This window comes from Alteromonas sp. RKMC-009, assembly GCF_003584565.2.
Taxonomy (GTDB): domain Bacteria; phylum Pseudomonadota; class Gammaproteobacteria; order Enterobacterales; family Alteromonadaceae; genus Alteromonas.
In genome coordinates this window covers 69,697-92,156 of record NZ_CP031010.1, presented here as the reverse complement: position 1 = coordinate 92,156, position 22,460 = coordinate 69,697, and the positions used below count along the sequence as shown (strand labels likewise).

General features: G+C 49.7%; 20 protein-coding genes and 1 tRNA gene. 5 read left to right on the top strand and 16 right to left on the bottom strand.

Features of this window, described 5'->3' with window-relative positions; all coding sequences use genetic code 11:
- Positions 1–135: 135 nt before the first annotated feature.
- Together DS731_RS00430 and DS731_RS00425 are read right to left on the bottom strand one after the other, a co-directional pair.
- Positions 136–212, bottom strand: a tRNA-Arg gene (locus DS731_RS00430).
- A gap of 139 nt (positions 213–351) precedes the next feature.
- Positions 352–1,323, bottom strand: coding sequence for a glycosyltransferase (locus tag DS731_RS00425; protein WP_119499488.1), 972 nt, complete (start codon positions 1,321–1,323; stop codon positions 352–354).
- 258 nt (positions 1,324–1,581) lie between these two features.
- On the opposite strand from DS731_RS00425, the gene DS731_RS00420 reads away from it, so the two are divergent.
- Positions 1,582–3,171, top strand: a complete 1,590-nt coding sequence (locus tag DS731_RS00420; protein WP_119499487.1) for a hypothetical protein — start codon at positions 1,582–1,584, stop codon at positions 3,169–3,171.
- 30 nt (positions 3,172–3,201) lie between these two features.
- On the opposite strand, the gene DS731_RS00415 is transcribed toward DS731_RS00420, so the two are convergent.
- The 7 genes from DS731_RS00415 to DS731_RS00385 are packed head-to-tail and all read right to left on the bottom strand — an operon-like array spanning position 3,202 to position 10,926.
- Positions 3,202–4,242 (bottom strand): glycosyltransferase, encoded by a 1,041-nt coding sequence (locus DS731_RS00415; protein WP_119499486.1) that lies wholly within the window; start codon positions 4,240–4,242, stop codon positions 3,202–3,204.
- A gap of 43 nt (positions 4,243–4,285) precedes the next feature.
- Positions 4,286–5,212: a glycosyltransferase family 2 protein gene (locus DS731_RS00410; RefSeq protein ID WP_119499485.1), complete on the bottom strand. Its 927-nt coding sequence runs from the start codon at positions 5,210–5,212 to the stop codon at positions 4,286–4,288.
- Positions 5,209–6,648 (bottom strand): lipopolysaccharide biosynthesis protein, encoded by a 1,440-nt coding sequence (locus DS731_RS00405; protein WP_119499484.1) that lies wholly within the window; start codon positions 6,646–6,648, stop codon positions 5,209–5,211. Before DS731_RS00405 ends, DS731_RS00410 begins: the two co-directional genes overlap by 4 nt.
- Positions 6,648–7,652 (bottom strand): glycosyltransferase family 4 protein, encoded by a 1,005-nt coding sequence (locus DS731_RS00400; protein ID WP_119499483.1) that lies wholly within the window; start codon positions 7,650–7,652, stop codon positions 6,648–6,650. The genes DS731_RS00405 and DS731_RS00400 overlap by 1 nt, the downstream gene beginning before the upstream one ends.
- A 23-nt stretch (positions 7,653–7,675) precedes the next feature.
- Entirely contained in the window at positions 7,676–8,617 is a 942-nt protein-coding gene (locus DS731_RS00395) for a sulfotransferase family protein (RefSeq protein ID WP_119499482.1), read from the bottom strand.
- Positions 8,618–9,538, bottom strand: a complete 921-nt coding sequence (locus DS731_RS00390) for a glycosyltransferase family 2 protein (protein ID WP_161599056.1) — start codon at positions 9,536–9,538, stop codon at positions 8,618–8,620.
- Between the two features lie 20 nt (positions 9,539–9,558).
- Positions 9,559–10,926: an O-antigen ligase family protein gene (locus DS731_RS00385; RefSeq protein WP_119499480.1), complete on the bottom strand. Its 1,368-nt coding sequence runs from the start codon at positions 10,924–10,926 to the stop codon at positions 9,559–9,561.
- 449 nt (positions 10,927–11,375) lie between these two features.
- On the opposite strand from DS731_RS00385, the gene DS731_RS00380 reads away from it, so the two are divergent.
- Both DS731_RS00380 and DS731_RS00375 read left to right on the top strand, forming a co-directional pair.
- Positions 11,376–11,750, top strand: a complete 375-nt coding sequence (locus DS731_RS00380; protein ID WP_119503235.1) for a c-type cytochrome — start codon at positions 11,376–11,378, stop codon at positions 11,748–11,750.
- A gap of 181 nt (positions 11,751–11,931) precedes the next feature.
- A complete protein-coding gene (locus tag DS731_RS00375; protein ID WP_119499479.1) occupies positions 11,932–14,529 on the top strand; it encodes a sensor domain-containing phosphodiesterase in 2,598 nt (865 codons plus the stop codon).
- Between the two features lie 9 nt (positions 14,530–14,538).
- On the opposite strand, the gene rep is transcribed toward DS731_RS00375, so the two are convergent.
- Positions 14,539–16,554, bottom strand: coding sequence for a DNA helicase Rep (rep, locus tag DS731_RS00370; protein WP_119499478.1), 2,016 nt, complete (start codon positions 16,552–16,554; stop codon positions 14,539–14,541).
- A 119-nt stretch (positions 16,555–16,673) separates the two neighbouring features.
- On the opposite strand from rep, the gene ubiK reads away from it, so the two are divergent.
- Positions 16,674–16,928 (top strand): ubiquinone biosynthesis accessory factor UbiK, encoded by a 255-nt coding sequence (ubiK, locus tag DS731_RS00365; RefSeq protein ID WP_119499477.1) that lies wholly within the window; start codon positions 16,674–16,676, stop codon positions 16,926–16,928.
- 31 nt (positions 16,929–16,959) lie between these two features.
- Here ubiK and ubiA read toward each other — a convergent pair whose 3' ends face one another.
- Together ubiA and DS731_RS00355 are read right to left on the bottom strand one after the other, a co-directional pair.
- Positions 16,960–17,841: a 4-hydroxybenzoate octaprenyltransferase gene (ubiA, locus tag DS731_RS00360; protein ID WP_119499476.1), complete on the bottom strand. Its 882-nt coding sequence runs from the start codon at positions 17,839–17,841 to the stop codon at positions 16,960–16,962.
- A 2-nt stretch (positions 17,842–17,843) separates the two neighbouring features.
- Entirely contained in the window at positions 17,844–18,395 is a 552-nt protein-coding gene (locus DS731_RS00355) for a chorismate--pyruvate lyase family protein (protein WP_119499475.1), read from the bottom strand.
- 165 nt (positions 18,396–18,560) lie between these two features.
- Here DS731_RS00355 and DS731_RS00350 point away from each other — a divergent pair, with 165 nt between their 5' ends.
- On the top strand, positions 18,561–18,974 hold the full coding sequence (locus DS731_RS00350) for a flagellar basal body-associated protein FliL (protein ID WP_442858435.1): 414 nt from the start codon (positions 18,561–18,563) through the stop codon (positions 18,972–18,974).
- Here the strand turns inward: DS731_RS00350 and glpG are convergent.
- From glpG to DS731_RS00330, 4 genes are read right to left on the bottom strand one after another with little or no spacing between them, the layout of a single operon-like run.
- Positions 18,965–19,834, bottom strand: a complete 870-nt coding sequence (gene glpG / locus DS731_RS00345; protein WP_119499474.1) for a rhomboid family intramembrane serine protease GlpG — start codon at positions 19,832–19,834, stop codon at positions 18,965–18,967. The two genes, DS731_RS00350 and glpG, sit on opposite strands and share 10 nt — an antisense overlap.
- A 2-nt stretch (positions 19,835–19,836) precedes the next feature.
- A complete protein-coding gene (gene glpE / locus DS731_RS00340) occupies positions 19,837–20,148 on the bottom strand; it encodes a thiosulfate sulfurtransferase GlpE (protein ID WP_119499473.1) in 312 nt (103 codons plus the stop codon).
- Positions 20,149–20,157: 9 nt separating this feature from the next.
- Entirely contained in the window at positions 20,158–21,180 is a 1,023-nt protein-coding gene (tdh, locus tag DS731_RS00335) for an L-threonine 3-dehydrogenase (RefSeq protein ID WP_119499472.1), read from the bottom strand.
- A complete protein-coding gene (locus tag DS731_RS00330) occupies positions 21,180–22,373 on the bottom strand; it encodes a glycine C-acetyltransferase (RefSeq protein WP_119499471.1) in 1,194 nt (397 codons plus the stop codon). Before DS731_RS00330 ends, tdh begins: the two co-directional genes overlap by 1 nt.
- Between the last annotated feature and the right edge of the window lie 87 nt (positions 22,374–22,460).

Genomic DNA, 22,460 nt, shown 5'->3' with positions numbered 1-22,460 from the left:
ATTAAATTTCTAGGGCAAATATCAAAATCGACATTTGGGAAGTTGGTCAAAATGAGTAGTTGCCACAGAATGGGCACAATTTGGGCACAGGGCGATTTTAGTAAATTGGGAATTGGTGTAACTGATTGATTTGAATGGCGCACCCGATAGGATTCGAACCTATGACCTTTGCCTCCGGAGGGCAACGCTCTATCCAGCTGAGCTACGGGTGCGTAGAAGGGGGATTGAATGACAGTGGTTGTCTGCTCAATCGGGCGCTAATGATACTGATGCATTGCACCGGCTTCAACTGATTTATCCGTTATCGGGCATATTCGTTGTTTAAGAAGCCGGCCGGTGTATTTATTGCTGTTATCTTAACCAGCGCACACACTTACACAGCAACCAGCTGAAGCTGCGTTTGGTGATGAATGCTGCGTACTGACCGCGACTCATCCTGTATTGCTTTACCTTTTCCAGAATGGCTGCCCATTCCTGCACAATGGCTTCGGGGTAATACTGCTTCGCTTTAACCGCCCCTTGCTGCTGCATATTGCGGATGCGGTCGGGGTCGTTTTTAAGAGCAACGAGTTTGGCTTTTAAATCGTCGTAGTTGTTTATTACGACGGCCTGGGTATCGTTTTCAATTTCATCGACGTAAGCAGATTCCGGTGTACAAATTGGAATAGCACCGGTTATCCAGGCATTAAACAACTTGCTGGCGGGTTTGTTGATGTGCTTCTTACCAGTGAAGTCTCTGGCGAATAACACACCGTCTACCTGACTGTAGTCCCGCCAGTTTGCCGGTGAAGATTCCAGGTGCCATTTAAGGCCGTTTTCTTCCATGAACTGATGCCAGTCGTCTGATTTCAGCTCCGGCGCCAGGTTCTCGGCCAGGCCAAAGTAGTAAATGTTCTCAAAGGTATTGCCACGGGCAGGATCTCTGGGCGTCATACCCGGTTGTGGCCAGTGGTGCACGAAATAGGTTTCACCGGTGGCGAACCGTTCCGGCCGCGGTATACCGGACATTTTGGTTTGCGCCATATTCTGACAAATATGCAACTGGGCGAAGGGATGACGGCTCCAGTCGGCCTGTATACACACCAGCACCTGCTTACGGGTTGGAATTATGGAGTCCGGCAGGAATGCCCGGTGCGCAATAATCACGCCTTCTTCCGGCAGTGTGTGGGTAAGTTCACAGGGTACGCCGGCCAGTTGCAAACGGTTATAGGTTTGCAGACCCCAGCAATATTTGCCCAGCGAATAATCTTTCCATGTGAAGTCGGTCTGCGCGGGTAACTGAGCAGGTTTCTGATCTTCCGGTAAATAGAAATACACGTTCATTGTTTAGCTGATACCACATCGGTAAATATTAGCGCTGATGACTGCTTAGAGCTGTTCACCTGTTTCAGGCATCGGCATTCCCTGAACAGGCAACATAGCAACGAAGCCTTTGTATTTCAAGCATTCACGGCGCTATGCAGTATGCCGTAAAAGGCGGTAAATACGGCCTTTGTCATCTGCCGGTAACTTGTGAGTTTAAGCTAATTTGGGTAATGTCCCGTATAGCTTTACTTGCAACACCATTTTACAGGGATTTCTATGCGCCGATGGCAACACGCAGTACCAGCACTTCTTTTTTCCATATTGTTTTCAGGCATCACACAGGCAAACGCGGCTGACGGTGAATGTCTGGTGAAAGATGTGTCTGATTATCAGTGGCGTGTGCGACATCCTGCCGATTTGCCGGCCCGTCTGGAACTGGCACCCGGCGCGATGGTGGAAGAATGCTTTACCATGAAAGGTGTAGGCAAATACCCGCTTACACTGACAGCCAGAGGCATTGCGATTTCAGTAAACGGTGCACCGGCTGTGAAAGATCAACCCGTTGAAGTAAAAGATGGTGACACTTTACGGGTCAGTCTGCAGGCACCGGACAGATACAATACGATGTGGACGAACCGTCTGGAATTCAAAGAATCGGACAGTGAGCGCCGCCGTGGTATTTACCGCATTGTATGGATAACACAAACCGCCAATACGCCCAGAAAACCTGAAACCTGGTACGTGGGCCCTTCCCGTCAGTACCGTCAGCTGAAGGACATTCTCCCGCAACTTGCCGCAGGCGATACAATTTATCTGGATCCGGATGCCGAATATGAGCCTGTTGAGATAAAAAACATCTCCGGCACAGAAGCGCTGCCTATCCGGCTTATCGGTAACACAAAAAATGCCGGAGACAGACCAGTCTTTGCGGGCGGTACAGAGCGTTTCAACTGGACGTTGGCAGTGCGCCATTCTCACAACTGGACTATAGAAAACGTGGTCCTGCAGGACGGCGGGCTGTGTTTCCGGAATGAAGCCACGAACACCGTACTTAAGAATGTGCTTATTCGCCGTTGCAGTACCGGTGTGCTGTCCACCGACCGTAATTCCGGCAATTTATCGATGATCAATGTGGAAGTCACGGAAAGCGGCGGTAAGAAGCCGGGCCGCTCCTGGGGACATGCTGTGTACGTAGCCAGCGATCAGCACAGCTTTCCGGGCAGCCAGTTTCTGTTGAAAGACAGCTTTCTGCACGACAACCGAGGCAACAGTGTGAAATCCCGTTTTGAAAACACACTGATTGAGAATAACTGGATTGAATCCGGAGAAGATCCTCAGGCGAAATACCTGGTGGAGCTTATCGGGTACGATCAGAAATATGATTTCGCCGGCCAGCAATTTAAGGTAAAGGGCAACACTATGCTGATGCGCCCGCCGGGTCTGGGCAGCCGTACAGGTGGTGACGGTAACAGCGGCTCAAGAGGCGATACGCTGTACGAAAACAACCTGTTTTTGATAGATGAAGATTTTGGCCGCACCATTGTCAGAACCTTTCAGGGGCTGCACTCAGTAACGCTGCGCAATAATTCGATTGCCTTTATTGAAGATGAGAATGAGCCGGTACTGCTGACAGATGAAATTCCGGATGCAAACTGGGTAGAAGGCCACCCGGTGATCACCCTTGAGAACAATAACGTGACGGAAGATACCCGTCTGCTGAAGCGGGATGAAACCGGTGACGGCGACGACCGTTCTGCGGTGACCATTACCGGCAACCGGGAGTTGCCTCCTATTGTCACGACGATGGATAAAATCGAAGAATTACGGCCACAGGAAGGTGGCTACATTGAAATTAAATCTTTCTGACGCACACGAACGGTGAAATACAGCAGCGCCTCAGCGGCGCTGTACAGTATCGATAATACGTTGTGCTATAGCTTGCGGCGTGAGCATGTTGCGGTAGTAGTTCAGGTTCGCATCACGCATTTTCTGCATGGCTTCAGGTGATTCCAGCAAGCTGGCTACCTGCTCAGTACATTCTTCTGCTGTGGTGTATTGCAGGTAATTCTGTTTATCCTGAATATCGCCGGGCAGGCTGTAGTTAAACACTTCGCTGACAATGGGTTTGCCCAGAGCAACATACTCCGCAAATTTTGCGCCCAGAGATTCATGTAAGCCGGTAGAGGCAATGCACACGCCGGCCTGTTTTACTCTTTCCAGATAATTTTGTTTAGAGGTATCGTTTGCAGCGATAACCAAGTCCGGTGCAACCTTGCGGGCATATGCGTCATCCATCACCCCCACCAGCGCTCTGTCGCCAAAGCGTTCTTTCAGTTGGCGTACACAGGCAATACGCAGGGAATTAATTAAACGCCGGTCTTCGGCCTCCGCTTCACTGATTTCAAATTCTTTATCAAAATCCGGGTCCCACAACCGCACATAAAACATCACGGTATTGCCGGCCGGATACGGATTATCAAACTGGGCAGCACGGGGCATAAAGCTCATTTTGTTGGCCGTATCCACAGACTTAATAAACGTTTTCAGTTTATTGGATGCGCCGCTTTCAGAATAAGCCATGTACCGGCGGGTTGTGAGCACGGAGCGGACTGACGGATAGATTTCAAAATAAAGCCCGAATGGCTCCAGCTTGTTCATTGCCGTCGCATCTTCAGGCTTCAGGGTACGCTTGAAGTAGACATCGCACTTATCGTAGTCCTGCAGGCTGATTGCCGGCGAGTCGGCTGTATCGACAAACACTGAGCGGTTATCTACAGTAAATGACAACCCGCTTTTGTGATGACGCTGACAGTCGAACTGATAATCCAGCCTGATGTGTCCTTTTGCAGCCAGCGCTTCCATACCGGTGTAAACCTGCTGCAAATGTCGGGCATTGGATGCTAACGGAATAACAACGTGCGGCTTACTTGTACTCACAGTATTTCCTTATTGATGCAATCAGCGTTCACGGCACAGTGAATTACTTGCCGTGGATCACTTTATATTCTTCGTGCTGTATACCGAATAAACCGGCAATGGTGCCTGCGGCAGAGCACAGGCGGAACAGCCCGTCCACCCGGGTTGTTTTATTATTGGTAACAACACCGGTAATGAGTTTCGCCAGTCCGCGAAGCACTCTGACACCACTTAATGCCACGCAGCGGAGTAAGGCAGTTTTGTATGATTCTTCAAACACGTGAGAACGGGTATAGCCGATCCCGGAACGGAATCCCCGCCGGCAGAACCATTTAACGGATGCCCGTGAAGCGGGAAATTCTTCCACCACCGGAGCATCGATATAAACGCACTGATATCCTGCCTGCTTAGCCCGCAGCGCAAAGTGATAGTCACTGGCACCGGTCATGGCAAAACGGGCATCAAAACACGGCGTCAGGGCTTCGGTCATGCGCCGGCTCAACAACAAATTATTGGTGTAAAACACGTCAATGAATTGTCCGTGTGTGTAGGGATTTTTGCCGTAAATTAAATCGACAGCCCACTCCGGTGTGCCAGGCTCGCCCACAGAAATAACATGGCTGGTCACCACATCCACATTGAATTCACCCGCCGCACTGACCAGCCGGTTAAGCCAGTCGGGTTGTTGCGGCCATTCATCGTCATCAATGAACACCAGGTAATCGCCATTCATCTGATGGAACAGTTCCACGCAGCGGTTGCGGGCAAATACAATACCCTGCTGTTTTTCCACGTCGTAAGACACCGGAATAGCCCCGTCCTGCTGACGGGAGATAACGACGTCCTTACTGCTCTCACTGGCATCGTTATCCACCACCAGAATACGGGGGTTGATGTCTTCATCGCACTTAAGCGCAAGTAGACCGTCCAGTAACCGCCCCAGCCATTCCGGGCGGCGACAGGTAATAACGGCAATGACCACATTTTTCATTTGCTGTTCCTGTTTCTGACCAGGTTAATGAGCTCCATGCTCTCTTTTCGGGCACACAGTAAAGACAGACCGGTGTAAATCACACCACCGGTAAAGACCTGGATAATAAATACCAGCCAGGGAGTCATGGATTGCATCAGGTACTGCCCCAGCCACCAGGTAGCGGTAAGCATACACAAGCCGATCAGATGGGGCTTGTACACCGCGCCGATAAAACGCTTAAAGCGGATATTCAGGCAGCGGCACGAACGGTAAGATGCAATCATAAAGCTGATAAAGAATGAGAACAGCCACGACAATGCCATGCCTCCGCTGCCAAACTGTGCACCGATATAAAAGCCGGGGATCAGAATAGCGGCGAAGATGATGGTGTTGACGATGATCACATTCATTTTATTCAGTGATTTCAGCACCGGCCCGAACAGCTGTTCCAGGCTCCGCATTGGCATAGATAAACAATACAGTGTGATGATCATTGCAGCCGGCACCCACTTCTCACCGAAGAATGCCGGTACCATGGTATTAGCGGTGGCCGCGACGCCCCAAAATACGGGAACGAATAGCAAGGCACTCATGCGCTGACTTTTCAGGAAATAGTATTCAATCTGCGAAGCCTGGTCCTGAATCTTGGAATAAACCGGCAGCGCGACCTGCCTGAGCAGCGGCAGCACTTTTACCGCCGGCATCATCGCCAGCACGGCGGCGAACTGATAAAAACCAAGATCGGTAGTGCTTAAATACAAACCGGCGATGGCAATATCGAGATTGAAGATGCTGTAACCCACGGTGGCCTGTAGTGCCGCCTTCCATGAGAAATCGAGGATCCCTTTGATTTTGGATGTAAGTTTGCCGGGCCGTACCCATTTACCGGCACGGATGAGATAACCGGTTTGCCGCACCGTTTCCATCGCCAGAACACCAAACACGATTGACCAGTAACCCAGCCCGTACCATGCCATAAATACAGTGGAAAGCGCGCCGACAGACTCTGACGCTGCATCGACCATCGACAACTTCTTGAAGCGCATTTCCTTGTTGAGCATGGTGCCCGACATGAAACCTATCAGGGAAATCAGGAAAGTGAGGGATGACACGCGGATGACATCTTCCAGCCTGGGATCGTCGTACACAACGGCAAGAACCGGCGCCAGTAGCTGAAGTAACAGAAACAGTGAGGTGTGGGCGATAATGGTCAGCGTATAAAACTGTCCGAGAATGTCATCATCGACGTCTTTTTCCCGGATAAGCGCAGCAGCAATACCGTTTTTACTGAACGCCCACAGCAGTGATGTAAAGAACGACGATAAAGCGATAACGGCGTAATCTTCCGGAAACAGGAAACGCAGGGTGAAGATGGTGGTTAGCCAGCGCACACTCTGTCCAAGGATTTTACCGATAGCCACCCACTTCAGTGAATGCAGAACAATGCTTTTCATTATTTAGACGCTTTCCCTTCACCGGCGGATTGAAGAAAAACGCGGTAATATTGTTCAGCAGTCTCTTTCCAACTGAAAGAGCCGGCATGTTTAACAGCAGCTTCAATCGCCTGCTCTGAAACAGGATTGAGCATCAGTGATTCCATCGCTGACGACAGGGCAGAAACAGACGCCGGATCGACCAGCGTTGCGTAACTGGCGGCAACCTCTTCACAGGCGGTACCTGATGAAGTGATCACCGGGCAGCGCATGGCCATCGCTTCAATAATCGGGATCCCGAAGCCTTCGTAAACGGACGGGAAGACAAATGCGCCGGCACCGGCATACAGCGCAACCAGCTCTTCTGCCGACAGCCGCTTATTGATAATTTTAACCCCGGGTACATCGCAGGTACGGTCACCGGCCAGCTTTAAAATTAGTGGCCACTTGTTGTCTGCTTTAATTTTTTCGTATGCTTTAATAATACGGTCAACGTTCTTGCGGGACTCGTCGTTGGACACATGGAGAAAGTAAGGCGCAGTATTTTCAGCGGGGTTCTCAGGCGGCGTAAATACCGATAAATCCACGCCGTTGAGAATAACGTCGATTTTACCGGACGGAATATTCAGGGTGTCGTTTATTACCTTTTTAGAAAATTCTGACACGGTAACAATGCGGCTGTAGCGACCGGACGCCGCTTTCCACGCTTTTTTCTTACGACGGTTACTTTTATAGATTTCAAAGCGGTGACGCAAACCTTCACTGTAATGTTCCGGAAATACCAGCGGGCCCACACCGTGCAGAGTAATGATTAGCGGCTTTTCCAGCAGCGTCAGCCATTTCGGCGGTGCATGCCCACCTCCTGCGCGGGGATCCCAGATAACATCAGCAGCGGATAACTGCGCGGGATCACCGGAACAAAAGTAAGACGCACCGAGCTCCGGCAAATACTGCACGATATTGTCGATACAGACATTAAAGCTTTCCGGCAGCGTCTGCGGCCGGTACACGCCCACTGTGAACATTTACTACTTTACCTTTTAAAATCTTACTTTTTGCTTTTAACGAACTGTTCCAGCTTTTTAAGCGGCCAGCTGACTTTCCACCACACTGATTCGTAGGCTTCAAGAAAATGACGGCGGAAGTACACTTCTTCTTTCTTCAGCGATAACAAATGCTCCACCAGCACGGGGGACAAATTGTCCAGATACGCCTGATACCGCGCACTGAGTGCGACCAGTTTATCATGATCTGTTTCCGGTGCAGTAAGTGCGTTGTACACCTGAGCAGCAATATCAGACAGTTCACCTTCAGGTACGTTAACGCTTTTCTGATTACGCATTTTCTTGTCAACAAAACCCAGTTTCAGCGCATCCACATCGATGTTGAGTCCGGCAGCATCAGATACGGCCTTTGCCATCTCCTCAGGACGCTCCAGTAACGTGTGATAGCTTAAGATATAGCGAGGCTTTCCCTGGCTGCAGAAGTAACCGGTGAGTGTATAATTTAGCCATAACATTAATGATTTATCGGCAGAGAAGCCGTCACGCTTTTTCAGCGAGCCGTATACTTCAAAGGGAGAGCGCACCATCAGCAGATAGAAGGGCGACAACGCCATTTTATCGAACACCTGTTGCCAGAAAGGCAGCAGTAACGTGGTACGGGGATCTTTCATTCCCCAGCATGATTGTTTGCCATAATCGCTTTCAAGCACCTTTACCGCTTCATCAAACAAATGACTACCGTTTTCCGGTGGCGCGGCGTACATGTTTTGTGCAAGAGGATCGTCCCATGACCATAAGGCCTCATCAAGAAGCTTTTCGTTCATGTTGACCAGATACGAGTTCTCGTAAAACCCTTTCTCGTTTACCCCTTTTTGCGGCGCAAACAAAGCACTGCCCATGAAAACACCCAGTTCGGCAAGCATACCGGAGACAGCGGAAGTACCGCTGCGGTGCATTCCGATCACAATAACGGCTTTCTGTTCCATTTATACAACTCTCTTACGGAATGATTTCAGGGTGCGCAGCAAAGGCGGCGGCGTAACAGATAACAACAGCCCGGAAATGAGGTATTTCACCTGTCCGGGTTTTACTTTCCAGGCATTCAGATAACAGTGACCGGCATCCTGCGGGTGATTCTGATATAACAAATTATTGGCATAATGCAGATAAATACCGTACTCGGCTTGTTTACACAGTGCTTTTTCCTGCGCACTAACCCCGTCCATAGCTGCAATTTTACGCACACAGACCAGGTCAGCGATCAGCATTTTCTTTTCATTCAGAGAATAGTTTTCTCCGTGAATGAAATAAATAGCGAGCGGACGCTTTATTACGGCAAGATTAGAAACACGGGCCATACGCAGCCACACGTGGCGGTCATCCACACCATGCAATTCGCGGCTTTCATCGAAACCACCAATTTCGAGAAACAGTGATTTACGGGCCATAGCGGTACAGCAGGAAATAAAGTTCCGTTTCAGTAACGCTTCAAAACACTGTCCTTCGAATTCCGGCTTACTGACCGACACTTCGCCGTGTTTTCTCACTTCTACCCAGCTGTAAACCAGACCTGTTTCCGGATTATCAAAGGCCGGCAGCTGGTACTCCAGCTTTTCAGGTTTCCATTGGTCATCCTGATCGCAAAAACCAATCACATCCCCTTCGGCCACGCTGATACCGTAATTACGTGCAGAGGCAACACCACCGTTTTGTTTAGCGTGATATTTCACCCGCGGATCGTGCAGATAGGTTTCTATCAGTGCTTTTGAGCCGTCGGTAGAGCCGTCATCAATAAGCAGTATTTCCAGGTTGGGATACGTTTGTGCCAGCAGGCTGTCTATGGTTAAGCCCAACGTTTTCTCACCGTTGTATACGGCAACAATGACACTGGCTTTCAAAGTACTCAATTTACCTCTCCCTGAATGCTTTAGTAGAAGTACGACAGCAAGCTTTTCAGCAGCAGGTACAACAGAATCAAACTGACAACACTGTATCCGATACCCCGCGCAATATCTTTACCCTGTAACGCCAGCGGCAACTTCGGATATTTATTACGCAAGCGGTAGAAAGACGCCGACACGATTGCCGCAAAAATGTAGAAGAACATGGCATAGCTTCGGCTGATGAAGAAAGCCGTTACAGCAAAGCCGATGATCGACACCGCCATGTACAGGCTCAGCGTTTTCTCCTGGCGCAGGCTGTCTCCGGCTTCACCCGGAATATCCGGCATTCTGCGGATACGGAACAGCATGTAGAAGATGAAGATGAAAAACGCCATCCACAGCGTATACCCGATGATGCCAAGCTCGGACATAATAGTTACAAATGAGTTGTGAGCAACCTTGGGGTGATACTCCAGAAAGCGGTTTTTACCAAACCCAAACAGAGGCCGGTATTTAACCATCTGGATCCCTTCATACCAGGCTGTCAGACGGTCCATGGCACTGGCGTCTTTATCATCAATTGACCGGAAAGACATCAAAGCAATAAATCCGGCAGGCACGCCCATTGCGGCCACCAGCATAGCTTTTACCTTGCCAAAGCGGATATAGAAGAAAGCAAAGAAAACAGCAAACGCGCCAATCATGGAGCCCCGGCTACCGGTCCAGTAAACCCCGAGCAGTAGCAGCGCAAACACACTTAAGGATGCCAGCTTGGCCAGTTTGCCTTTAGCCGTCACCAGAAAGTAAGCAGCAAAAGGAATGTTCATGACCAGGAACATTCCCATGTCGTTGGGATCGTTAAAGATACCGATATAACGAACCTGCTGAATTTCGTTAGCACTGTCGTACCGGTAAATGGCGCTTTCCGCCCAGCCCTGTCCGAGAGGATCGGCAAGCTGGCTCCATGCCTGATGAACCATGACAAGGCACGCCACCAGCGATATCAGCATGATAATGCGTTGCCGCTTCAATGACACCAGAAAGCCAAGATACAGAATGAATGGAATAACGTTCGAGTTTACCCAGTCAATTACCGGCGTGAGATCACTTAAGAACCGCCCGGCGCGGAATTCAGACAGCACCATGGAAAACAGCAGCAACACCAGCAAAGTACACTGGATATCCCATATTTTCGGTCTCAGGAAAAGCAGATAAGCAACGAATGTGGAGATCAGAATGGTACGCAGGATCGGGAATTCAACTTCCCAGAACGGCCATTCGTGAGGACGAATAAAAACCAGCGCCGTGTATAAACACAACAAAAAGAAACCAAACGGTGAGGTTGCCGCATCGTTAAGCGGCTTTAATTTATGCGCGGAGGGCGCTTTGGGTATGGCCTGCTGTTCGTTCATCGGTTCACACCTTGTGACGAACACCTGCCCCGTAAAGTGTGCCCACTTTCAGCATCCGTGCCATTCATCCAATAATTCATAACTTCCGTACCGGGTCATACAACATTTCGCGCTTAAAACACGCAGAATAAACAGTATTCAAGCGGTATTCAACTAACTCGGCGGTAACGCATTCGCACCACCGTATGCATTACGATATCTTCGCTTAAAGGATCGGAATTATTTCATCCGGACACGCACGACATACTCAAAACCCTAAAGCTCCGGCTAACGTCTTCATGAATCTGGCGTTTTCATGACCGAAATCAGGTTAAAGAATATTTCACCCACTTTTTCCAGGTATTTGTGACCAAAATGTTGTCGGGGACTTTTTAACCGCTATAATCAGGCAATTACTGCTAACAAGACCGTTGCCGGAGACAGATGTGAAAGTAAAAGCATTGATAGCGATGACTGTTGCTTTGGGGCTCACCACCGCCCATGCACAGGAAATGACAGACGAAGCAATAAAAGAAAGAATAAAGCCTTACGGTGAACTGAACATCGCAGGTGCAGCGGCTGCAGGCGCCGGCGCATCTGCCGCCCGTTCCGGTGAGGATGTTTACAATGGCGCGTGTGTAGCCTGCCATGGTTCAGGTGTTTTAGGCGCGCCGCGTTTGCACAATGCTGCAGACTGGCAACCCCGCCTGGATGAGCGTGGGCTGGACGGCGTATGGCAAAATGCTTTGAATGGCATTAACGCTATGCCACCCAAAGGTACCTGTGCCAATTGTAGTGATGACGAGATTAAAGCAGCCATCGAGTTCATGATCGAAGGCATTTAATTAACAAATACTTTACCCTGCATTCATAATAAGCATTTTGGCTGCAGGGTATTAATCTTCATACACTTCCCCGCCAGTTCCTGACAAACTCCCTCAGATTAACGTCAATAAGTAGCATTTTTCATACAAATCGGTTAATTTATTAGCGGGCACTAAACAGAATAATAACCGGCTTATCAGGATGTCTTCAGAGTCAACGCAGTACGAGTTGTCAGAGGAAGAGCTTCGCGAACTCATACCGCAGCTGCAACAACTTACGGACAAGTACAAACGGTCTGAGCGAGTACAGAAAGCGCTTTTCGATATTGCCGAACTGGCAAGTTCCGTCAGCAATCTAAACCGCCTCTATCCGGCTATCCATGAAATCATTGGTGACTTCATGAATGCGGATAACTTCTTCGTTGCCTTCTACGAAAAAGACGCCAACCTCGTTAATTTTGTTTATTTTGTCGATGAATTCGACGAGCAGACTATCAGACAAATCCCGGCAGAATCGTTGATGGACGGGATCACCGGCCACATTCTGCGTACCGGCCGTCATGTATTTCTCGAAAAAGAGAATCAGGAAGCCTTCACCCGTGAAACCGGGGTGAGCATTGTTGGCGCTGTTCCTCACCAGTTTCTCGGTGTACCACTAAAGCGCGGTTCCCAGGTTATCGGTGCAATGGTGGTACAAACTTACGACGAAACAGTGTTCTATACAGATGAAGATCTGGAAGTGCTCTTGTTTGTCTCCCAGCACATTGTGAATGCGGTGGACCGGGTAAAAAGCCGCGAACTGACTGAACGCACCATCAGGGACAGAACGCGGCAACTTCGTAAAATCAATGACGAGTTACAGGAAGAAATTCTTGAGCGCCAGAAAATAGAAACCCTGCAACAGGCGTTATATGAAATTTCAGAGTTGTCGGCGAACCTGGAAGGCGACATGGATGCCTTCTACGCCAGCATACACAAAATACTGGCCCGCCTGATCACTGCACCTAACTGTTACATTGCCACGCTGGATGAAACCGGAGAATACCTCGACTTCCCCTACTTCAGCGATACCACTGAAGAGACCATTGAACGCCGGCCGCTGGGACTGGGCTTATCGGAATTCGTTTTACGTACTGGCCAGACGGAGCTTATCAACCCGCCACGGGTCCTGGAACTGACTCAGGCAGGCGAACTGGATGTGGCAGCTGCCCAGCGAATGCTGAAAAGTGCGAACTCCTGGCTTGGTTCCCCGTTGGTGGTAGACGGAAAGATTTCCGGCGTTATAGGCATTCAGACTTACGGTAAGCTGGCTAAATACACGGCTAAAGATCTGGAATTGCTGCGCTTTGTCTCCCATCACATTGCAGCAGCAATTGGCAGAAAGCGGAATACCGACGCGATTCAGCAATACAATGCACTGCTTGAGGAAAAGGTCAGAGAACGCACCCGGGAACTTGATAAGATCAATTCCTTCCTGAAACAGCAGATTGAAGAACGAAAAGAAATAGAACTTAAACTGATCCATGACGCGCATCATGACAGTCTCACCGACTTACCCAACCGCACAATGTTCACCAGCCGGCTTGAGCTGGCTGTTGCCAACAAGCAGCGCTACCCTGAAAACCTGTTTGCAGTGTTGTTTATCGACTTAGATCGCTTCAAAACCATTAACGATACCCTCGGGCATCATGCCGGCGACGAGTTCCTTATCGAAGTCAGCCGCCGTATTGCTTTGTGTATCCGCGGACACGATCTGCTTGCCCGCCTTGGCGGTGATGAATTTGTGGTATTGCTGGATAACTTTGAAGATGCTGCCGCCGCTGAAGACGTAGCAACCCGTATCATTGATGCGATTTCTAAACCTTTCCTTCTTGATGGCAAGGAGATGTATTCCGGCGCAAGCGTGGGAATAGCTCATCTTGAATCATACTACCGCACCGCTGATGAAGTGCTGCGGGATGCAGATGCAGCTATGTACCAGGCCAAAACGCTGGGACGAGGCCGTTTTGTGATGTTCGATAAATCCATGCGCGACCGCCTGATTGAGGAGCTTGAGCTGGAAAACGAGTTCCGTCTTGCTCTGCGCCAGGAGGAGTTCGACTGCTATCTGCAACCTGTGATGGATTTGCGGAACGACAGCGCGTTTTATCATGAACTGTACGTGCGCTGGGAGCATTCAAGACACGGAAAAGTTAACCGTAAGCATTTCCGGGAAGTGGCAGATCAAAGCGGCCTGACACTCGACCTTGATTTATTCCAGCTCCGTAAAGCCTGTGAATTGCTGAACAATGAAACAGAAGAACCTGCCGGTATCGAAAAGATTGCAGTGAATGTGTCGATTAATCACCTGCTGCAGGCATCACTGGTCACAAAAATTCTGCAGTTAGTAGAAGAATATAAGGTATCACCTGACCGGCTTGTGTTTGAGTTTGATGAAAACGATTTAAACCGGCGTTCCCAGTTTATCCTGCCTGCGATTAAGAAACTGAAACGGGCCGGCATCACCCTGGTGCTGGATAACTTTGGTAGTGGTCTGGCATCACTGAGCTACCTGTTTGCCTACCCATTCGACTACATCAAAATTGACCACAGATTCGTGAAATCACTTCCCCGCTCACAACGGAACCTGAAGTTGATCCAGTCGGTTATGCTGATTTCAGAACATCTGAAATTCGACGTTATCGCCGAAGGCGTGGACGCCAGAGCTCAGCTTAAAGCCCTGAATGAAATTGATTGTCACTATGCCCAGGGCAAGATACTTTCAACCCCGGAACCGGTGGCAAGACAGAAACGCGCGTAACAACGCGCTTTAATTCTTCCCTAACATGGCTTTTAAGCTGGCGAGTCCCGCTTCGTTGGTCTTTTTGCGCTGCTCCGCTGAGGGTTTCACTTTCTTTTCTTCCCACACAACGTCATCTACAGGCAGTTCGTAGAGGAAGCGACTGGGCTCAGGGTTGATAACTTCACCGAACTGTCTGCGCTCTTTCGCCAGACTAAAGATAAGTTCGCGCTGGGCACGGGTGATCCCTACATAAGCCAGACGCCGTTCTTCTTCCACGTTATCTTCATCAATACTGCTCTGGTGAGGCAGTAAGCCTTCTTCCATTCCCACCAGGAACACCACCGGAAACTCCAGACCTTTAGAAGCGTGCAATGTCATCAGTTGCACCTGATCGGCTTCGCCGTCTTCCTCGCCCCGCTCCATCATGTCGCGCAAAATAAGACGGTTTACCACTTCCTGCATGGTCATCGGTGACTCTAAATCAGACCCTTCCAGCATATCAGTCACCCAGCCAAACAGGGTACTGACGTTCGCCATGGCCATTTCAGCCGCTTTGGGACTGGGACTATGCTCATACAGAAACTCTTCGTACTGCATGGAACGGATCATATCCCTTAATACCGCTTTGCTGTCGCCGCGCACTACATTATCCGAGGTTTCCACCACCCACCGTCCAAACCCGGCAACACGCTGGTAAGCCGATTCACCTAATACGCCGGAAAGGCCTGAGTGTGTGGTAGCAGCAAACAGCGAAATACCGACCTGATTAGCAAAATTTCCCAGTTTCTCAAGTGTTGCACGGCCAATTCCCCGGTTCGGTGTATTAACAACACGCAGGAAGGCGTTATCGTCATCCTGATTCACCAGCAAGCGCAGATAGGCCATGATGTCTTTCACTTCAGTTCTGCCGAAGAACGACATGCCACCGTTGATACGGTAAGGAATACGGTTGCTCATCAGCAGCTTTTCGAACAGACGGCTCTGGTGATTACCACGGTACAAAATCGCGTAGTCTTTGTACTGGGTGCGGTTCATAAACTTATGCGCAATCAGTTCGGCGACGACTCTTTCCGCTTCGTGTTCTTCGTTCTTGGCCGAAAGAACACGCAAGGGTTCGCCGTAGCCCATCTCAGAGAAAAGGGTTTTATCAAACAGGTGCGGGTTGTTCTGGATAAGAATGTTGGCGCAATGCAGGATCCGGCCTGAAGACCGGTAATTCTGCTGCAGCTTTATCACATTCAGTTTCGGGAAATCCTCTTGCAGTAAATGCAGGTTCTGCGGACGCGCACCACGCCAGGAATATATCGACTGGTCGTCGTCACCTACCACAGTAAACCTTGCCCGCTCTCCCACCAGCAGTTTAACCAGTTCATACTGACTGGTATTAGTATCCTGATATTCGTCCACCAGCAAATAGCGGATTTTACTTTGCCACTTCAACCTGACCTGCTCATTGGTTTTAAGCAGTAAAGTAGGCAGCAGGATAAGATCATCAAAATCCAGCGCGTTATAGGCCCGCAGGTGATTCTGATAATGACGGTAAGCTTCTGCAAATTCCCGTTCACCGGCACTGGTGGCTTTTTTCGCCAGCGCATCGGGTAATAACAGGTCATTCTTCCAGTTTGAAATACAGCTTTGCAGCAACTGAAGTTGATCTTTGTCGCCGTCGATAGTGTCTTCGGTTAAGTCATTCAGTAGCGCTGTGGAATCTTTATCGTCAAATAATGAAAAGCCGGGTTTGAGCCCAAGCTCTTTGACATGAGCCTTGATGATGGTCAGGCCCAGGGTGTGAAACGTACACACTTTCAGGCCTCTGGCCTCCTGCTTGCCAAGAGTCTGCCCTACCCGCTCTTTCATTTCCCGCGCAGCCTTATTGGTAAAGGTCACAGCGGCGATTTGCCGCGCCGGCAAATCGCATTCCCTCACCAGGTGAGCTATTTTATTGGTGATTACGCGCGTCTTTCCGCTTCCGGCACCAGCCAGTACCAGACAAGGTCCGGAGACGTACGTCACAGCAGATTGTTGTGCATCATTTAACTTCATAATGAAAAGGAGCGAGCTAACGGTTTGAGAGAATGACGGTTTTTTAATTGCATGTGCGCGGCATCTAATTAGAATACGAAACACATAGTCGCGATGACGCGCATTATAAAGGAAATAGTATGCTTGATCCGAAAAAACTCGAAGAAATCGCCAAACAAATTTCAGACGCTGTACCACCCGGGGTACGCAATATGGCCGAAGGAGCCGAGGCACGGGTGAAGCAGGTATTGCAGGCCCAGTTAAGCAAACTGGACCTTGTTACGCGGGAAGAATTTGATATTCAAAGCCAGGTACTGATCCGTACCCGTGAAAAACTGGAAGCCCTGGAAGCCCGTCTGGCTAAGCTTGAAGAAGACAATACACCGGACGCATAATTGTTTCAGCGCTGCAGTAAACGCCTTAACGCTACAATGCGTTAAGGCCTATTCTGTCGACCATTAACCCCACAGCAAACACTAAACCGACATAGTGATTGTCCAGAAACGCTTTAAAGCAGGCCATCCGCCCGCGATCCCGTGTTTCGTAAGACTGAATAGCAAATAAAACGGCACAGGCCACCAGCGCCACATACACTGGCCAGCCGTAATTCAGTGAAACCGCAATACTTCCCAGAACACCCAACGTGAACAGTTGCAGTAAGCCAATGATCAGGCGGTCGTTTTTACCAAATAAAATAGCAGACGATTTAATGCCGACAATCAAATCATCATCGCGGTCGACCATGGCATAGTAAGTATCGTAAGCGATGGTCCATGCCAGATTAGCAATAAACAGCAGCCAGCCTTCAACGGGCACATACCCCAGTGTGGCCGCAAAAACCATGGGGATCCCCCATCCGAATGCCGCACCCAGCACAGCTTGCGGCATGTGGGTGTAGCGCTTCATAAACGGATAACTGGCAGCAAGTAACAGGGCAACGACTGACAGTGCAATGGTTTGCCAGTTAAGCAGCAAAACCAGTAAAAACGAGATCCCGACCAGCAAAGCAAACAACTGCAAGGCTTCTTTTTCAGTTACTGTGCCCGCTACCAGCGGACGCTGATTGGTGCGCTTTACACTGCCATCTACTTTTCTGTCTGCGTAGTCGTTGATGATACAGCCGGCAGAACGCATCAATACCACGCCGGCGATGAATATCAGCGAGAGCCCCAAATCCGGCAGGCCACCGGCAGCGATAACCAGCGCCCAGATAGTGGGCCACAGCAGTAAATAAATACCGATGGGTTTGTCCATGCGGGTCAGTTGCATGTACGCCCGCCAGTTACTAAAAGACAATTCAAGTGACATGTTTAACGTTCCGTTTGATAAACAGGTGATGCAGGTAAGAACAGTTCAGCGACCAGCAGGGCATGCTGCCGGTAATGAAAGCAGGAGCGCCGGCCAAGAAGCGTGATACCGGTATCGCCGGCGAAAGATGAATTACCCACTTTACATAACTCAAAGGCGCCGCGTTCGAAGCGGTCATCATTAAATAAACGCTTACCCAGAGGCTGACTGCCAAGCTGATTAAATTCAGTTTCCATCAGCACCACCGGAATTACCGAGCGGGCGAATACCCAGGGCGTGCCGCCATTCTGCAGCAGGACTTCACGAACAATGTATTTACCGTCGCCATCTGGTGGCGCCACAGCACTGAGACAAGATAATTCAGCATCATGGAGCGGCGCATTGCCTTCCCCCACCAGTGCCAGAGAAAATTTGTCTGTAAGGGATTCTATCCGGTCGGTCAGTGAGCCGGTGTCCAGCAACCAGGAACGGGCACAGACCGGCAAAGCCTGAGCAGCACTGGCAGCTTCCCAGGCAACATCAAGACCGGCGGGAAAGGTTAAATCTAATTCCAAAGACTAATACACCATTGAAGATAACGGTCCTATCTTAGCATTGGTATAGCACTGAGCCCAAAGTCCTGTGCAAAGATACCCTATATTGCGGTGTTTATTTCGCGGCGTTTGCTAAACTACACTCATACTTGTAACGCGTTAACTGACTGAAATTCTGTATAGCCTATGAAAATGTTATCTCTTCGTGCATTCGCAGCGTTGTCATTACTTTGTAGCCTGCTGAGCTTTTCAAGCCATGCCCAGGATGCTCCGAACTACGGGTATTTAAGCCTGGAGCCGGACATTATTACTAATTACATTGGTCCTTCCGCGAAAAAACTTGGCTATGTGCGGGTCACGGTAGAATTGATGATAGACAGTGTGGATGTACTCGATATTGCAGAGCATCACCTGCCACTATTGCGTGCGACAGCCATCGAGATATTTGGTCAGCAACCGGAAGATAAAGTGAAATCGCTCACCGGACGGGAAGACATCCGGCTGGCAATTTTAAAGGCGCTGCAGGATCACATGCGTAAAGAGACCGGCGCAAGCATTGTAAAAGACGTCATCTTTACCAAGTATCTGTATCACAGCTGAGCCGGTTTGCGGCGGCCTGAGCCCAGTGCCAGTAACGCCGCCATCAAACAACCGCTGATGAGGCCGACAGTATGAGCCGTGTTGGCCATGTTCACCCACAGCACATCAGCATAGCCCAGTACCAGCCACACCAGCATAAAGCCAACAATGGCTTTGGGAATAGATAATCCCCAGGATGGTCTCAGCCAGCCAATCCACCATACGAATCCGAGTACGGCATAAACCACACCGGACAAACCGCCGAAGGCAGGACCACTTACCACAGCCTGCGCGAGATTTGATGCTATCGCGGAGACCACAAACACCAGCAGTAACATGGAGAAACCAAAGGTGCGTTCAATCTGCGCGCCCAGCATACTCCACCACAACAGATTAAAAATAAAATGTAATGCAGAGAAATGTATGAATGCAGGGGTAATCAGGCGCCAGTACTCATGGGTTTGCAGCAACTGTCCCACAGGCTGCATTTTCAGGTACTGACTGACAGTACCGAAGAAGCCGAGCCAGGATAAGGCATAAACCAGTGTACAGATGAACAGAACGGAGGCTGCGAACGGCGCAGTTTTCGCCCACGACAACAAATTGCCGATGCCGAGATTACCGGATTTCGAAGGATGTAATGCCACGTGCTCACCGTTTTCCCAGGCAGCCTGCTGATATTTAGGATGGCCTGGCTGACGGATGAACTCTTCGCAAATTGCAGTCGCACGGCTAATGTCTCCGCCATCAGCGAGTACAATAATGTACTCACCCTCTTTTTCAGAATCTGCAACCTGAGAAGGTAACTGCTGGCTGGTCAGATAATTCGCCAGCAGATGAGCGTAACTTTCATTGGTAATAGCAATTAACGGTGTACTCACGTTTATGCTGTCACCACATCCTGAGAGAGCTTCCACGCTTCAAAGCCGCCGTCCATGCTGTACACGGAATCGTAGCCCTGCTGCGCGATAACGTTAGCCGCCTGCTGGCTGCTGACGCCGTGATAGCACACCACCAGCACGGGTTTGTCTTTGGCAGTGTTTGTCAGAAATTCAGCGAAATTGTCATTACTGAGATGAAGAGCATCAGGCATGTGCCCTGTTGCAAAAGATTGCGGATCACGAATATCGACAACCGCAAACTCGCCGAGTCTGGCTGCTGCATCCTGTACGCTGATATGCTGAAATTCTGACATTGTTGATAACTACCAGTTAAGAATAACTTTTCCGGACTGCCCTGACCCCATGGTATCGAACCCTTTCTGAAAATCGTCGATACTGTACTGATGGGTAATAACAGGAGAAATATCCAGACCACTTTGTAACAGACTGGCCATCTTGTACCAGGTTTCAAACATTTCACGGCCGTAAATACCTTTGATGGTTAAGCCTTTGAAAATCACCTGATTCCAGTCTACCGCCACATCAGTTGGCGGGATCCCCAGCATAGCAACCTTTCCGCCATTATTCATCTTATCTAACATGTCACGGAAAGCAGCAGGGACACCGGACATCTCAAGGCCCACATCGAAGCCTTCGGTCATGCCCAGTTCGTTCATGACATCTTTTAATGAGGTGGTACCCACGTTGACCGCACGGGTTGCACCCATTTTTTCGGCCAGTTCAAGACGGTACGGGTTTAAGTCAGTGATCACCACATGACGTGCACCAACATGCTTCGCTACTGCCGCAGCCATAATACCGATAGGACCGGCACCGGTAATCAGCACATCTTCACCGACCAGATCAAAGGACAATGCAGTATGTACAGCGTTACCGAACGGGTCGAAGATTGACGCCATATCATCGCTGATATTGTCAGGAATGCGGAATGCGTTGAACGCCGGAATCACCAGATATTCTGCAAAAGCACCGGCCCGGTTAACACCAACCCCTTCGGTATTCCGGCACAGATGACGACGCCCGGCACGGCAGTTACGGCAATGCCCGCAGGTGATATGACCTTCACCGGACACTCTGTCACCAATTTTGAAACCGGCCACCTCCTGACCCATGCCCACAACTTCACCCACATACTCATGACCAACGACCATGGGTACAGGGATGGTTTTCTGAGACCATTCGTCCCAGTTATAAATATGCATGTCGGTACCGCAAATAGCGGTTTTACGAATTTTGATCAGCAGATCGTTGTGACCCACTTCCGGCTCTGCCGTATCCTGCATCCAGATCCCGGGTTCGCGATGCGCTTTTACCAGTGACTTCATCAGATAACTCCTAACTCTTTACCCACTTCGATAAACGCATCCACAGCTTTATCTACATGCTCAATGGTGTGGCCGGCTGACATTTGCGTGCGGATACGGGCCTGACCTTTTGGTACGACGGGATAAGAGAAGCCCACAACATAAATACCTTTCGCCAGCATTTTTTCGGCCATTTCACTGGCCAGACGGGCATCACCTAACATAACCGGAATGATGGCGTGATCTTTACCCGCCAGAGTAAAGCCCGCTTCTTCCATGCGTGTACGGAAATGCACAGCGTTTTTCCACAGTTGCTCACGCAGTGCATGACCGTCAGCCATCATATCGAACACTTTCAGTGAGGCAGATACGATGGGAGGCGCAACGGAATTAGAAAACAGGTACGGACGTGAGCGCTGACGTAACCATTCAACAATTTCTTTCTTGCCGGAGGTGTAACCGCCGGATGCTCCGCCAAGGGCTTTACCCAGCGTGCCGGTGATGATGTCAACGCGGCCAATAACGTCACAGTATTCGTGGCTGCCACGGCCATTTTCACCGAGAAAACCGGTAGCGTGACAGTCATCAACCATCACCATCGCATCGTATTTGTCTGCAAGATCGCACACGCCTTTCAGGTTGGCGATAACGCCGTCCATGGAAAACACACCGTCGGTGGCGATAATTTTAAACCGTGCGCCATCAGCAACGGCCTGCTTAAGTTGCGCTTCGAGTGCGTCCATATCGTTATTTGCATAGCGGTAACGTTTTGCTTTGGATAAGCGCACACCGTCGATGATGCTGGCGTGATTCAGTGCATCAGAAATGATCGCATCTTCCGGCCCGAGCAAGGTTTCGAATAAGCCGCCATTGGCGTCAAAACAGGACGGGTACAAAATGGTGTCTTCGGTACCCAGAAAATCGCTGATTTTCCCTTCCAGTTGTTTGTGAATATCCTGCGTACCGCAGATAAAGCGCACCGACGCCATGCCAAATCCATGACTGTCCAGGCCTTCTTTGGCTGCCGATACCAGATCCGGATGATTGGCCAGACCTAAATAATTGTTCGCGCAAAAGTTAATGACTTCACTGCCATCGTCGACGGCAATGTCAGCTTGCTGCTGTGAAGTAATAACCCGCTCATTTTTGTACAGACCTTCTTGTTTTACTTCTTCTATCTGCTCACGCAAATGCGTGATAAATGACTGTGACATGTTTCTCTCCGCCGTCGAAAACGCGTATTCTAATGGTTGGGTATTGATGGGTACAGCCTTGCTGTATCAAGGGTTCAAACCTGCAGA

Excerpts from the sequence above, each read along its gene's own strand:
- DS731_RS00425 (WP_119499488.1), bottom strand. The coding sequence starts at position 1,323 with ATGAACGTGTATTTCTATTTACCGGAAGATCAGAAACCTGCTCAGTTA.
- DS731_RS00420 (WP_119499487.1), top strand. The coding sequence starts at position 1,582 with ATGCGCCGATGGCAACACGCAGTACCAGCACTTCTTTTTTCCATATTG.
- DS731_RS00410 (WP_119499485.1), bottom strand. The coding sequence starts at position 5,212 with ATGAAAAATGTGGTCATTGCCGTTATTACCTGTCGCCGCCCGGAATGG.
- DS731_RS00405 (WP_119499484.1), bottom strand. The coding sequence starts at position 6,648 with ATGAAAAGCATTGTTCTGCATTCACTGAAGTGGGTGGCTATCGGTAAA.
- DS731_RS00400 (WP_119499483.1), bottom strand. The coding sequence starts at position 7,652 with ATGTTCACAGTGGGCGTGTACCGGCCGCAGACGCTGCCGGAAAGCTTT.
- DS731_RS00395 (WP_119499482.1), bottom strand. The coding sequence starts at position 8,617 with ATGGAACAGAAAGCCGTTATTGTGATCGGAATGCACCGCAGCGGTACT.
- DS731_RS00385 (WP_119499480.1), bottom strand. The coding sequence starts at position 10,926 with ATGAACGAACAGCAGGCCATACCCAAAGCGCCCTCCGCGCATAAATTA.
- DS731_RS00380 (WP_119503235.1), top strand. The coding sequence starts at position 11,376 with ATGACTGTTGCTTTGGGGCTCACCACCGCCCATGCACAGGAAATGACA.
- DS731_RS00375 (WP_119499479.1), top strand. The coding sequence starts at position 11,932 with ATGTCTTCAGAGTCAACGCAGTACGAGTTGTCAGAGGAAGAGCTTCGC.
- rep (WP_119499478.1), bottom strand. The coding sequence starts at position 16,554 with ATGAAGTTAAATGATGCACAACAATCTGCTGTGACGTACGTCTCCGGA.
- ubiK (WP_119499477.1), top strand. The coding sequence starts at position 16,674 with ATGCTTGATCCGAAAAAACTCGAAGAAATCGCCAAACAAATTTCAGAC.
- ubiA (WP_119499476.1), bottom strand. The coding sequence starts at position 17,841 with ATGTCACTTGAATTGTCTTTTAGTAACTGGCGGGCGTACATGCAACTG.
- DS731_RS00350 (WP_442858435.1), top strand. The coding sequence starts at position 18,561 with ATGAAAATGTTATCTCTTCGTGCATTCGCAGCGTTGTCATTACTTTGT.
- glpE (WP_119499473.1), bottom strand. The coding sequence starts at position 20,148 with ATGTCAGAATTTCAGCATATCAGCGTACAGGATGCAGCAGCCAGACTC.
- tdh (WP_119499472.1), bottom strand. The coding sequence starts at position 21,180 with ATGAAGTCACTGGTAAAAGCGCATCGCGAACCCGGGATCTGGATGCAG.
- DS731_RS00330 (WP_119499471.1), bottom strand. The coding sequence starts at position 22,373 with ATGTCACAGTCATTTATCACGCATTTGCGTGAGCAGATAGAAGAAGTA.